This is a genomic window from Pseudomonas sp. EB271-G4-1 (assembly GCF_058791355.1).
The window spans coordinates 92,583-106,804 of record NZ_JBYTEO010000022.1 but is presented as its reverse complement, the minus strand read 5'-3'; the positions used below and the strand labels follow the sequence as shown (position 1 = coordinate 106,804).

Below are 14,222 nucleotides of genomic sequence, written 5' to 3'. Positions count from 1 at the left end.
CTCTCCGGCATTGCTCCGTGGGTCGCCGCGATGGGCCATCCATGGCCCAGCGCGGCTAAACCGGCGTCCTGCCGGTTCACCCACTGCGCAATGCCTGCGTTCGGCCATCGTGGTTAACGGGGCGCGCGCGATCAAAAGCCAAAGCGAGGCGGCCTTAAAGCCGACCTGACTTTGACGGGTGCACCTGGATCCCCTGTGGGGAGCCAGCCTGCTGGCGATGGAGGTCAACGATAACGCGCCCTGTCTGGATGAACGCGCTGTCTGGACGTATTTCACCAGCGGGCTGGCTCCCGCAATGGCATGGCGGACAAACCTATAATCAGGTCGGCGAACAGACCGCCATCGCTGCGATGCGATTCCCGCTGCGTTCGGACGATTTTTTGGCATCACGGCATAACGCGCTGAACTGCACGCTCCCCTATCAGTCGCATGCATAAGCAACCCGGATTCAGAGGAGTGAAAGTGAGCAGTGACTCTAATCGGCTGGCAGCAGGATCAGTGCCGTTGAACAGCCCCGAGGCTATCCATCGACTGCGCGTGTTGACCGTCAACACCCACAAAGGCTTTACCGCCCTCAATCGGCGTTTCATCCTCCCGGAATTACGTGAAGCGGTACGCAGTACCTCAGCGGACCTGGTGTTCCTGCAAGAAGTCGTCGGTGAACACGAGCGCCATTCTTCGCGCTACAACGATTGGCCACAAACCTCGCAGTACGAGTTCCTGGCCGACAGCATGTGGAGCGACTTCGCCTACGGGCGAAATGCGGTTTACCCCGACGGTCACCATGGCAACGCACTGCTGTCCAAATACCCGATCCGTGAATACCGCAACCTTGACGTCTCCATTACCGGCCCAGAGCGCCGGGGGCTGTTGCACTGCGTGCTGGATGTACCGGGCCATGCCGAGGTCCATGCTATCTGCGTGCACCTGAGCCTGCTGGAGAGTCATCGACAGTTGCAGTTGCAGTTGCTCTGCCAGTTGCTCGAATCCTTGCCCGATGACGCCCCCGTCATCATTGCCGGCGACTTCAACGACTGGCAGTTGCAGGGCAACGCCGCTCTCTCGCGCCGCGACTACTTGCACGAAGCGTTCGAACGCCACCATGGCCGGCCGGCAAAAACCTACCCGGCACGCTTCCCGCTGCTGCGCCTGGATCGGATCTACCTGCGCAACGCCAGTAGCCACGATCCGAAAATCCTCGGCCACAAGCCCTGGACACACCTGTCGGATCATTTGCCATTGGCGGTTGAAGTGCACCTGTAACACGTAAAACTGATCTCTAACTGTCATTTATGACAGTAGATACATCCAAAAACACTTGCTACGGTGCTCTCGTCCGTTCGAATGACTCGGATGGACATGCCCCGTAGCCGTCGTTGCCTGAAGGGTCTTATGCCTTCCTGATGATGTCTCGCGACTCGCGCTGCAGATACACCCCCTACCTTGCCGTTCCTGCAAGGCATCGGGTGTCGAATCTTGAGCGGAGACGCGCATGGACCTTTGTAAAGCACTGCCCAGCTACCGTTACAGCGCCTGTGCCATTTCGATCTGGCTGTGCATGGGCTGGTCCCTGCCCGGCCAGGCGGCTTGTACCTTGGTCCCTTCCACTGGCAACGACAACTTCGTGTGCGACAGCGGCAACAACGGGCCGCTGACTGATTTGACGGGAAACAACAACCTGGCCTTCCCCGCCAATGGCACCGGCACGATCACAGGCAATGTGACGTTCGGCGCCGGCAACGATACCCTGGACATGAAGTCCGGCGTCATTAGCGGGATCGTCCAACTGGGGGACGGCAGCGATACTTTCAGCATTGACGCCGGCCAGATCACCGGGGCGGTGAACCAGGGCAATGGCGTCGACACCGCCCTCATACGTGGCGGGACTATCCAGTCGCTGGCCCAGGGCGACAGTCGCGACTTTTTCCAGATGAGCGCAGGCACGATCATTGGCGCCTTCGAAGACGGTGACACCGCCAAAATGACAGGTGGCAGCATCGGCCGGGTCGATATGAAGCTCGATGACAATCTGTTCGACCTGTCTGGTGGCGAGATCCTCGGCAATCTGGTCACCGGGTTTGGGACTGACACCATCATCGTTTCCGGTGGCAGGATTGGCGGCAACATCAGTGTCAGCGGTGGCAATGACAGCATTACGGTGACTGGAGGCGAAATCGTCGGGGAGATCCGGGCCAGCGCGGGCAGTGACAGCTTGACCTGGGATGGCGGCGGCATCATCCGTTCGGCGATCCTGATGGGAGATGGCGATGACCGGGCAACCCTGCGCAATCTCAGTGCCAGCCGCTTGGCCCAGACTCCGACCCTGGATGGGGGCAACGGCAGCGATCTGCTGACTTTCGATAACACCACCACCAGCGGCGTCGCTCGCTACATCAATTGGGAGACCGTCAACCTGAACAATAAGTCTCAACTGGACTTCGACGGCAACTTTGTCCTGGGTGACAGCACCAGCGGTAGCGGTGTATTCAACATTGACAGCAGCAGTGTCGTGACCTCGGCCAGGGGTAGCCTCACCCCCTTCTCCGCAGGCCAGCGGGCGACGCTGAACAACGCCGGGATCATCGACCTTGGCAGTGGCAACAGTCGCACCAGCGACACCCTGACAGTACAGGGCAACTATGCGGGCAACGGCGGCCAACTATGGCTGCAAAGCGTACTGGGCGATGACAGCTCCCCCAGTGACAAACTGGTGGTCAACGACGGTACCTTGGCTGGCTCCACATCCATTACCGTCAGCAACCTTGGCGGCACGGGCGCCGCCACCTTGCAAAACGGTATTCAAATTGTCCAGGCCCAAGGCACGGCCATCAGCGACAGTGGCGCCTTTAGGCTCAAAGCCCCGTTGTCGGTCGGCGCGTTTGATTATCGACTATTCAAGGGGGGCGTCACTGCCGGCAGCGCAAACAGCTGGTACCTGCGTTCGTCCGTTGTTGCGCCGCCGCTGGTTGCAGCGGCAGTGCCCAATCCCGATCCAACCGTGCCGCCCGTCCTGGTGCCTCTGGTGCCGTTACCGGTGGCGGCTGTCGGCACACCACCCTTGCCGACGCCCGTTGCCGGTGCGGCGCCCATTCTCCTGTACCGCCAGGAAGTCCCGGTCTGGTCAGCGTTGCCTCCGGCGGCCGCGCAGTTGGCCCTGACGGCACTCGGCACCTTCCATGATCGACAGGGTGATCAACGCCTGCTGAAAGAAACCGGCGCCTTTGGCGCGGGCTGGGGCCGGGTCTATGGCAAAAACATCGAGCAGACCTGGGCCGGCACCGTCACGCCACGACTCGACGGCTCGCTGAACGGATTTCAGGTGGGCAACGACCTGTTCGGCTCGCAAACTTCCGGTGGGCAAACCCAGCGCACCGGCTTCTTCGTCGGCCATAGCCGATTGAAGGGTGACGTCGACGGTTTCAACCAGGGTTTCCAGGACAAACGTGCCGGCAAGGTCGAATTGCAAGGCGATAGCCTCGGGCTCTACTGGACCCTGACCGACCCCAAGGGTTGGTATCTCGATACGGTGGCGATGTACACCTGGCTCAACGGCGACAGTCACTCCGAGCGCGGCCTGAAAATCGATAATGACGGCCACGCCATGACCCTCTCCGTCGAGGCCGGCTACCCTGTTGCCGTGGCGGACAACTGGGTGGTCGAACCCCAGCTGCAAGCCATCAATCAAACGGTTGACCTGAAGCGTCAGGACGACGGCATTTCAAAGGTGTCGTTCGATTCCGACACCGCCTGGACCGGTCGTCTCGGCGCCCGGCTCAAGGGGCGCTACGACGTCGCCGGCCTGCCGCTGGAACCCTACCTGCGCGTGAACCTGTGGCACACCATGTCGGGAACCGACACGGTGACTTTCGACGACAGCACCGAAATCAACACCCGCCAACGCTCCTCATCGGCGGATCTGGGTTTGGGTGCCATCCTGACACTAGCGCAAGCTGTCAGCGTTTACGCCAATGCAGATTACAGCAGCAATATCGACAGCAATCCTTTGCGGGGAATGAGCGGTAACCTGGGAATCAGGATGAGCTGGTAAGACTGAGCAAAGGCTCTAGCTCGAGAGTTTTTTGACGTTTCAACCAATAAACAAGCACTTAAGCATGCGTCGTAAATCAGTCACTTATATGATCTAAAATACCTCTACCACTTATCGGCCATTTTCTTGACGCAATGCCAGGGGTCCTCTTGACTTCACGTTACTACCCCGGAACCACCACCAGGATCAATCCGATGACTACCCGTAAAAACGGGCGGGAGTCGGCTTGCCCTAATTCTTTCGGTCGCCCCTCACTCGGGGTAGGAGAGACGCCACAGCGAGATACCGCATGCGATTGCAAGGTAGACCTCCATGAAAACTTCATTCACCCCTCAAGAGATCCGGATTAGTGTTTGCACCGTCTCCAGTACACTGCTGTTATGTTCTTCCATGGAAGTGCAGGCTTCCCCCACAGAGGAAGAAACCACGCCCTGGTACCGCCAGGACGTCCCGTCGCTTACCTTGTCTGCACCAACAACGTCCTATCCCGGCCGCTTCAGCCCGATTGCCGATACGCGAAGCTCGAGCCTGACCGTCGAAGCGGCTGCACCCGGAGCCTGGGATCAACTGTATGGCCAGGCTTCACGCCAGGCGCAAACCGACGCCATGGCCCAGGGGTTTTCCATTGCCGGCTCCGGCGAACTGAAAAGCCCGGCGATCCTGACCTTGCAAAGCAACAGTGGCCATACCCAACGGGTCGGCCTGATCGGCGGCACCGCCGAGTTCCACGGCACCGGCAACGGCTTGCTGACCAATCGCGCACAATCGGACCCGCACACCGACACCCTCAACCTGCAGGGACAGAGCCTCGGCGCCTACTGGAGCCTGACCGGCCCACAAGGCTGGCACGTCGATCTGTCGGCCAGTGGTGGTCGGGTCAACGGTTTCAGTCGCAATGAACAAGGCGCGAGGCAAGCCACCGAAGGCAGCGCAGTGACCCTCTCGGTCGAAGGCGGATTCCCGATTGGCATCAGTGAGAACTGGGTGGTGGAACCCCAAGCGCAATTGATCAACCAGCGAATCACCCTGGACACGCCCTATGCGGGTTCAGGGAATGCATCCTCCAGCGACCTCTCCTCCTGGAGCGGCCGGGTCGGTGCCAAGTTGAAAGGTAGCTACGACATCAACGGCCTGCCCGTCGAACCCTATGTTCGAACCAACTTGTGGCACACGGTGTACACCGGCAATACCGTAACCCTCGACCAGGTCGACAAGATCAGCAGCAGCCGAAACTCCTCGACGGTCGAACTGGGCTTGGGCCTGGTGGCCAGAATGACGCCGACCGTGAGCCTGTACGTCAGCGCCGACTACAGCAGCGATGTGGATGACAATGACTTGAATGGCTTGATCGGCAGCCTGGGCGTGCGGATGCGTTGGTGAGCAGCTGCGCGCACTGGTGATAGCCAATTTGCTGGTGAAGGCAACGATGCGGTGTGTGCGACACACCGCAATGCCGGCTACCCCATGACGCCTGAACCGGAGGTTCGCCAGCCCCAATAGTTCGTCACCTGTTATTTCTGACAGTAGCGCCTCAAACAACCTGTTGGTACCGTGGGAAAACACTGTGCCTTGTAATGCGCAGTCGTAAAAACCATGCCGACCGGTTGCATTGCCCGATGACTTCGCGCAGGAAACCTGCAGTTCCTGATCCGTATCGCTCTTGACGTTGCCATGGCCTGCCCCGCAGGAGCGGGAGCAGCACGTCTTGCGAGGATGGATCATGAGCAATCCGTTTTCAGCCTTCAGGCTCCCGGGCACTATTGCCCTGTCGATTTTTACCCTGTTTTTCTGGCCCCTGGCCTCCCATGCTGACTGCACGCTCGTGCCCACCAACGCCGATGACAGCTTCACCTGCAGCAGCGGAAGCAGCCCAGGGCTCACCGACACAAGCGGCAATAACAGCCTGGTTTTCCCCGAGAGCGGAAACGGCAACATCAATGGCCCTGTTATTTTCGGCCCTGGCCATGATCTGCTGACAATGAACTCCGGTGCCATCCTCGGCCCGGTGGACATGGGCGATGGCGCAAACATCTTTCAACTCTTCAATGGGACCATTGGTGGCACGGTCCGCCAGGGCGACGGTGCCGACATCGCACAGGTCAGCGCCGGTACGGCAGCTCTTATCGACCAGGGGGCCGGCAACGACCGATTGGCGATCAGCGGTGGCACCCTCATATCCGTGAACCAGGGGCCAGGCGATGACACCTTCACCATGAGCACCGGCGTCATCACCGGACTTTTAGAAAACGGCGAGCATGCACTCATGAGTGGAGGACAGATTGGCGCGGTCGCGATGAATCAGGACGCCAACACCTTTGAAATGCTTGGCGGTCGGATCCTCGGTGATCTGGATGCCGGCACCGACAACAACAACGTCATCATCAAGGGCGGCACCGTCGGCGGTAATATCATGGTCAGTGGCGGTGCAAACTTCAGCACGGTCAGCGGCGGCGAGATCCATGGCCAGGTCCGTGCCGGCAGCGGCAACGACCTGTTCACCTGGGACACCCATGGGCACATTCACTCGGCTGTGCTGTTGAATGGCGGCGACGATCAATCACTACTGCTCAATCACACGGAAACCAGCCTGGCATCGACTCCCAGTATCGATGGTGGCCTGGGCAGCGACACCCTGACGTTCGACAACAGCCAATCGGCGAGCCCCACACGCTATCCCCACTGGGAAACCGTGAACATGGACAATGGTTCGCGGTTTAACCTGGACGGCAATTTCGTCCTCGGTGACAGCGTATCAGGCACCGGCACGCTCAACATTCATGGCAGCAGTGTGTTGCTGGTCGAACAGGGCAGCATCACTCCTTATGACTCTGGCCAGCTCGCCACTTTAAACAACAAAGGGCTGATCGACATGACCAGTGGCAACGCCCGTGCAGACAATCGACTTACCGTCGAGGGCAACTACATTGGCGACAAGGGCGAACTGCGGCTGCACAGCGTGTTGGCGGGTGATAACGCCGCCAGCGACAAACTGGTTGTGGAGCGAGGCACTTTGCAAGGTTCCACCGCACTGCACATCACCAACCTCACCGGCCCCGGAGACTTGACCCGGGAAAACGGCATCCTGGTGGTGGAAGCACTCAAGGGCGCCACAGGCAGTGACCGGGCATTCACTTACCCCGGGCCCATCTCCGCAGGTGCCTTTGAGTATTACCTGTACAAGGGAGGGGTCATCCCGGGCACTGCGCAGAACTGGTACTTGCGCTCCGCCGTGGTAGCACCTCCTCTGCCCGAACCGGAACACCCACCTGTGCCCTTGCCGGGGCCGGAACATCCACCGGTGCCCCTGCCCGAGCCCGAAAACCCGCCTGTGCCCCTGCCGGGGCCGGAAGATCCACACGTGCCTCTGCCCGAGCCGGAAAATCCGCCTGTACCATTGCCAGAGCCGGAACATCCACCCGTGCCCCTGCCAGGTATTATCGATAGCCCCGAAGACGAGCTTCCGCCGACTCGACCGGAGTTACCGGAAATCGAACCAGGCAAGCCGCCGATCCCGACCTATCGCCCTGAAGTCCCGGTGTATTCGGCGCTGTTACCTGCCATCAATCAGATGCTGCTCAATGCACTCGGTACTTTCCATGAACGCCAAGGCGACCAAAGCCAACAGCATCAGGCCGGCGCCTTCCCGGCAGGCTGGGGCCGGATGTATGCCAGTGACAGTCGCCAAGGTTTTGCCGGCACGGTCAGCCCACGTCTGGACGGCTCGATATCGGGTTACCAGGTCGGCAGTGATTTGTATGGATGGACCCGCGACCATGGACAGACGCAAAAGTTGGGTATCTTCGTCGGTCACAGCCAATCGCAAGGCGATATCGATGGATTCAATCGCGCAATCGAACATCGGGACGCCGGTACAAGCACACTGCGTGGCGATAGCGTGGGCCTGTACTGGACGCTCATCGACCCCTACGGCTGGTACGTCGACACTGTACTGATGTGGACGGGTGTGGATATCAACAGCGAATCCAACCGCGGGATCAAGCTCAACACCCATGGGCATGCCGTTACGTTCTCGCTTGAGGCCGGTTACCCGCTAAAGGTTTCCGGCGACTGGGTCCTGGAGCCGCAGGTACAACTTATCCACCAGCAACGCGCCCTGGATAGCCAGAACGACGGCATCTCCGATGTCACCTTCGATGCCGATAATAGCCTGACAGCCCGTTTCGGTGCCCGACTGCGCGGCACTTATCAGGTTGCCCATATGCCCCTGCAGCCCTACGTGCGCACCCATGTCTGGCATACCTTGTCCGGCACCGACCGGGTGACATTCAATGACACCACAGCGATCGACACCCAGCAGAAATCCACGACACTGAACCTGAGCATGGGCATGACGCTGCAAGTGTCGGACGCCTTGAGCCTGTATGGCGAAGCAGGCTACGACACCCAGCTTGACAGTAATGAGTTGAATGGTCGCAAGGCGACAATCGGGCTGAGGCTGGATTTTTGATGGGCGACATCCAGGCTGGCCCGCCTCCAGAGTGGATTGATGTCGTGATCAATACCCTGTAGAGGCGAGCCCGCTCTGGAGAGCGATTCGGAGATAGCGCAGGCTGCCTGACTTACCCCGCCGGCCGCAACATCAACACCGCCAGCGGCGGCAGGTTCAGCGCCAGCGACAGGGCCTGGCCATGGCTCGGCGTTTGCTCGGCGGTCACCCCGCCACTGTTGCCATAGTTGGACCCGGCATAGATCGACGAATCGCTGTTGAACATCTCGCTCCACTGCCCGGCAAACGGCACGCCCACCCGATAACCCTCGCGTGGCACCGGCGTGAAGTTGGCAACCACCAGGATCGGCTGGCCGTCCTTGCTCCAGCGCATCCAGGCGTAGACACTGTTGATCGCGTCGTCGCCGATCAGCCACTGGAAGCCTTGGGGCACGTCGTCCTGCTCATGCAGCGCCGGCTCCTCGCGATACAGCCGATTGAGGTCACTCACCAGCTTCTGCACGCCTTTGTGCTCGGAGTACTGCAACAGGTACCAATCGAGCTGCTGGTCGTGGTTCCACTCGCGCCATTGGCCGAACTCGCAACCCATGAACAACAGTTTCTTGCCCGGGTGGGTCCACATGAAACTCAGGTAGGCTCGCAGGTTGGCGAATTTCTGCCAGCGGTCGCCGGGCATCTTGTCGATCAGCGAGTGCTTGCCGTGCACCACTTCATCGTGGGAAATCGGCAGGATGAATCGCTCGGACCAGGCGTACACCAGGCCGAAACTGAGTTCGTTGTGGTGATGGGCGCGGTACACCGGGTCTTGCTGAATGTAGTGCAGCGAATCGTGCATCCAGCCCATGTTCCACTTATAGGCGAAACCCAGGCCACCCTGCTGTGTGCTCTGGCTGACGCCGGGCCAGGCCGTGGACTCTTCGGCGATCACCAGCGCCCCGGGAGCTTCCACTGCCACGACGTCATTGAGGTGACGCAGGAAGTCGATGGCCTCCAGGTTCTCGCGACCGCCATGGCGGTTGGGCACCCACTCGCCGGCCTTGCGCGAGTAATCGCGGTACAGCATCGACGCCACTGCATCGACCCGCAGGCCATCGACGTGGAAATGCTTGAGCCAGTGCAGTGCCGACGCCAGCATGTAGCCGTGCACTTCGGTGCGGCCCAGGTTGTAGATCAGGGTGTCCCAGTCCTGGTGAAAGCCTTCCTGAGGATTACCGTATTCATACAGCGCGGTGCCGTCAAACTGGGCCAGGCCATGGGTGTCGGTGGGGAAATGCGCCGGCACCCAGTCGAGGATCACGCCGATTCCCGCCACGTGACAATCGTTGACGAAGGCAGCGAATTCGTCGCCCGTTCCGTAGCGGGCGCTGGTGGCAAACTGCGAAAGCAACTGATAGCCCCAGGAGCCGCCGAACGGGTGTTCCATGATCGGCATTAGCTCAATGTGGGTAAAACCGAGCTCCTTGACATACGGAATCAGCCGCTCGGCCAGTTCCGGCCAGGTGTATTGACGGGCCACTTCACCCAGGTCGTCCAGCTCGCACTGCCAGGAACCGGCGTGCAATTCGTAGATCGACAACGGCGCCGTCGGGCGCTGGCGCTCGCCACGCGACAGCATCCAGTCCTGATCCTGCCAGTCGATCCGTAAAGGTGGGGCGACTTTCGAGGCGGTGTCCGGTGGCAGGCTGGTGGCCAGCGCCATGGGGTCTGCCTTGAGCGGCAGGATTCCGTCCTTGCCGAGGATTTCGTATTTGTAGGCCTCCCCCGCTTGCAGGCGTGGAATGAACAGTTCCCAGACACCGGTGGGATGGCGCAGGCGCATGGGGTGGCGACGACCGTCCCAGACGTTGAAATCACCTACCACCGACACCCGCCTGGCGTTCGGTGCCCACACGGCGAACCGCACGCCATCGACACCGTCCACGGTCTTCAACTGGGCGCCCAGGGCGCTGCTCAAGTCGCGGTGATTGCCTTCGGCAAACAGGTACAAATCCATGTCACCCAGCAATGGACCAAAACTGTAGGGATCTTCGGATATTTGTTCGCCACCGGCCCAGCGGGTTCGCAACAGATACGGCTGTGCCCGCGGGAAATGCCCGACGAACAGCCCTGGGGTCTGGGTCGCTTCCAGGTTGCCCAGCTCCTCCCCGGATTCCTTGCCCACCACCTGCACGCTCAAGGCGCCCGGTAGATAAGCGCGGATGAATTGTCCGCCGGCACCATCGCCGTGGGGGCCGAGAATGGCAAAGGGATCGCGATGCTCGGCACGCACCAGCGCATCGATATCCCGCGCCCTGGGTAGCAGCGCTTCACTGTGATGATGACCCTGTTCCTTGTTCGAGAAACTCATGACTACTCTCCACCAAGATCGGAAAAGGGTTTAAGCCCACTCAATAATCCATATAAACCGTGCAACGGCACGGGCAGCCAGCCGGGGCGGTTTTCCGCCTCGTAGGCCACTTCATACGCCGCCTTCTCCAGGCCGAACAATGCCAAGGCGGCATCTTCGCCATCCGGATCTTGCCACGCATGGCCAAGCGTAGCTGCCGCCAGCCGATAAGCGTGGATAAATGCCTGCCTTGCCTCACTCAAATAGCGATCGCCGACCCGCCGGCGAGCGTCCTGGGCATGGGCTGTGTTATCAACGTTATGCACGTTGATGGTCATGGCCGCCGCATAATCGAAAGAGCGCAGTACACCACTGACATCCTTGTACGGGCTGTGCTTGCCCCGACGCTCCGGCAAAGGCCGCGCCGGTTCGCCTTCGAAGTCGATCAGGTACGCGTCACCCTTGATCACCAGCACCTGGCCGAGGTGCAAATCACCGTGTACACGGATCCGCAGTCCACCCGCGGTCTTTTTGGCCAACTCCTGGACATGGCTGAGAATGGCCTTTTTATGCTCCAGTAAACGGCTGACCAGGGTTTTATCCGCCGGGTTCAGTTCATGTTGATGCTGCTTGAGCAATTTCAATGCATGCTCGATTTGTGCCACGACATCCTTGCCCGTCGCGGACGCATCCTTTTGCGTAGTGATCTGCGGATCAAAGTCAGGATTTTCGCTTGATGCCGCCAACACTTGGTGCATTTCACCCAGGCGCTGGCCGAGCATGGCGGCGAAATCCTTCAACTCGCCAAGCGCGTTGTAATGCTGTTCCTGCTCGGACATGGCGTCCGCGAGTTCGTCGCGCAACGCCCGCTCAAGATTGTTCTGGGTCCACTCCCAGGCATCGCCCTGATTACTCAAGTAGCCCTGGGCGATCATCAGCAGGTTATCGTCGCCTGCCGCATCCCGGCGCACCACCGCCCCTAGCAACGGCGAGATATTGCCGAAGCCGGCAGCGGTCAGATAGGCGCTCATTTCCAGTTCCGGGTGCACGCCCGACGCAACCTTGCGGATCAGTTTCAACACCAGGCTGTTGCCGACCACCACCGAACTGTTGGATTGCTCGGCGGACAGGTAACGCACATCCGACTCTGCCGTCAGGCCCAGTTTGGCGAGCTCGGCGGTGGGTTCGAAACGGATTTCACCGCCATCGGAAGGCAACACCGTGCTGTTCTGCATGCCCTGCAATACCGCGCGAATAAAGTTTTCCAGGCTGAAGGCATCAGTGATCAAGCCAACCTGCGGGCCACGGCGCACCCGTGACAAGGCCAGTTGCTGAGGCAATGCCGTGCCGACCTGGTCTTCGGCAATGAAGCCGAATGGCAGTTGGTAGCGACTGGTCTGGCCGCCACCGGTGACTTCGATTTCACTCAACAACACGGGGTGCTGCGCATCGCCAAATCGCACACCGTAGGCCAGATTGACCTTCTCGATGGCCGCGTCCTTGCCGGCGAACCAGCGGCGGTTCTGCAGCCAGTTCGGCAGGATGCCCTGCTCCAGCGTGGTGCGTGAAGGCGCTTCGAGCAACTCTTCCATGCGCTTTTTCAGCACCAGCGTGGTGAAGTCCGGTAGGCTTTGCGCCGGTTCCACATGCCAGCTCGGCATCTGGTTCTCCGCGGCGAGGCCGAACCAGTAGAACCCATAGGGCGCCAGGGTCAGGAGGAAGCTCAATTGGCCGATGGGTGGAAACGCATTACCGCCAAGCATCTCCACAGGCACCATGCCGACGTATGCCGACAGGTCCAGCTCCACGGCCTGGGCGCTGCGCGAAACGTTGGCCACGCACAGGATGATTTCATGCTTGCCGTCAGGCCCGGTGTATTCGCGGGTATAGGCCAGCACCCGGCGATTGGTCGGCGAGAGCATTTTCAAGGTGCCGCGCCCGAACGCCTTGGACTGCTTGCGCACCGTTAACATGCGCCGGGTCCAGTTCAACAGCGAATGCGGGTCGCCGGCCTGGGTTTCGACATTGACCGACAGGTAGCCATATTGCGGGTCCATGATCGGCGGCAGCACCAGGCTGGCCGGGTCGGCGCGGGAAAACCCGCCGTTGCGGTCGATCGACCACTGCATCGGCGTGCGCACACCGTCGCGATCGCCGAGGTAGATGTTGTCGCCCATGCCGATCTCGTCACCGTAGTACAAGGTCGGCGTGCCGGGCATCGACAGCAACAGGCTGTTGAGCAACTCCACGCGCCGGCGATCACGCTCCATCAACGGCGCCAGGCGCCGGCGAATCCCCAGGTTGATCCGCGCCCGTCGATCGGCCGCGTAGTAATTCCACAGGTAGTCACGCTCCTTGTCGGTGACCATCTCCAACGTGAGCTCATCGTGGTTGCGCAGGAAAATCGCCCATTGGCAATTGGCCGGGATCTCCGGGGTCTGGCGCAAGATGTCGGTGATCGGAAAACGGTCTTCCTGGGCCAGCGCCATGTACATGCGCGGCATCAACGGGAAGTGAAACGCCATGTGGCATTCGTCGCCGTTCAGGCCCTTTTTATCGGTGTCGCCGAAATACAGCTGCGTGTCCTCCGGCCATTGGTTGGCCTCGGCCAGCAGCATGCGGTCGGGGTAATTGGCGTCGATTTCGGCACGGATCTTTTTGAGAACGTCGTGGGTTTCCGGCAGGTTCTCGTTGTTGGTGCCGTCGCGCTCGATCAGGTATGGGATCGCGTCGAGGCGCAACCCGTCGATGCCCATGTCCAGCCAGTAGCGCATGACCGACAGCACCGCTTTCATCACCTGCGGGTTATCGAAATTCAGATCGGGCTGGTGTGAATAGAAGCGGTGCCAAAAGTATTGGCCGGCCACCGGGTCCCAGGTCCAGTTGGATTTTTCAGTGTCGAGAAAGATGATGCGGGTGCCGTCGTACTTTTGATCGTCATCGGACCACACGTAGAAATCCCGCGCGGCCGAACCTTTCTTGGCCTTGCGTGCGCGCTGGAACCAGGCGTGCTGGTCCGAGGTGTGGTTGATGACCAGTTCGGTGATCACCCGCAGACCACGTTTATGCGCCTCGGCGATGAAGCGCTTGGCGTCGGCCATGGTGCCGTAGTCGCTGTGCACGCCACGATACTCGGCGATGTCATAACCATCGTCGCGACGCGGCGAAGGATAGAACGGCAACAGCCAGATAGTATTGACGCCCAGGTCGGCAATGTAGTCGAGCTTGGCGATCAGGCCCGGAAAATCGCCGATCCCGTCGTTATTGGAGTCGAAATAGGATTTGACGTGAACTTGATAGATGACCGCGTCCTTGTACCAGAGCGGGTCCTTGATAAAGGTGGCTGCCTTGGGTTTCTTCGCCATTTGAAACTCCTGTTG

General features: G+C 60.3%; 6 protein-coding genes. 4 read left to right on the top strand and 2 right to left on the bottom strand.

The window, feature by feature from the left end:
* Positions 1 to 462 precede the first annotated feature (462 nt).
* From AC3WWR_RS13325 to AC3WWR_RS13310, 4 genes are all read left to right on the top strand, one after another.
* Entirely contained in the window at positions 463 to 1,263 is an 801-nt protein-coding gene (locus AC3WWR_RS13325) for an endonuclease/exonuclease/phosphatase family protein (protein WP_020800631.1), read from the top strand.
* Positions 1,264 to 1,492: 229 nt separating this feature from the next.
* Positions 1,493 to 4,048 carry an autotransporter family protein gene (locus AC3WWR_RS13320; protein WP_492598785.1) on the top strand — a complete coding sequence of 852 codons (2,556 nt, stop codon included), beginning with the start codon at positions 1,493 to 1,495 and terminating at the stop codon, positions 4,046 to 4,048.
* A gap of 312 nt (positions 4,049 to 4,360) precedes the next feature.
* Positions 4,361 to 5,428, top strand: a complete 1,068-nt coding sequence (locus AC3WWR_RS13315) for an autotransporter domain-containing protein (protein WP_033042701.1) — start codon at positions 4,361 to 4,363, stop codon at positions 5,426 to 5,428.
* A gap of 340 nt (positions 5,429 to 5,768) precedes the next feature.
* Positions 5,769 to 8,516, top strand: coding sequence for an autotransporter outer membrane beta-barrel domain-containing protein (locus AC3WWR_RS13310; protein WP_492598784.1), 2,748 nt, complete (start codon positions 5,769 to 5,771; stop codon positions 8,514 to 8,516).
* Between the two features lie 112 nt (positions 8,517 to 8,628).
* On the opposite strand, the gene glgB is transcribed toward AC3WWR_RS13310, so the two are convergent.
* Both glgB and treS read right to left on the bottom strand, forming a co-directional pair.
* On the bottom strand, positions 8,629 to 10,863 hold the full coding sequence (gene glgB, locus AC3WWR_RS13305) for a 1,4-alpha-glucan branching protein GlgB (RefSeq protein ID WP_492598783.1): 2,235 nt from the start codon (positions 10,861 to 10,863) through the stop codon (positions 8,629 to 8,631).
* A gap of 2 nt (positions 10,864 to 10,865) precedes the next feature.
* A complete protein-coding gene (treS, locus tag AC3WWR_RS13300; protein ID WP_454865821.1) occupies positions 10,866 to 14,207 on the bottom strand; it encodes a maltose alpha-D-glucosyltransferase in 3,342 nt (1,113 codons plus the stop codon).
* Between the last annotated feature and the right edge of the window lie 15 nt (positions 14,208 to 14,222).

Coding starts and splice junctions, on each gene's coding strand:
- AC3WWR_RS13320 (WP_492598785.1), top strand. CDS start 1,493: ATGGACCTTTGTAAAGCACTGCCCAGCTACCGTTACAGCGCCTGTGCC.
- AC3WWR_RS13315 (WP_033042701.1), top strand. CDS start 4,361: ATGAAAACTTCATTCACCCCTCAAGAGATCCGGATTAGTGTTTGCACC.
- AC3WWR_RS13310 (WP_492598784.1), top strand. CDS start 5,769: ATGAGCAATCCGTTTTCAGCCTTCAGGCTCCCGGGCACTATTGCCCTG.
- glgB (WP_492598783.1), bottom strand. CDS start 10,863: ATGAGTTTCTCGAACAAGGAACAGGGTCATCATCACAGTGAAGCGCTG.
- treS (WP_454865821.1), bottom strand. CDS start 14,207: ATGGCGAAGAAACCCAAGGCAGCCACCTTTATCAAGGACCCGCTCTGG.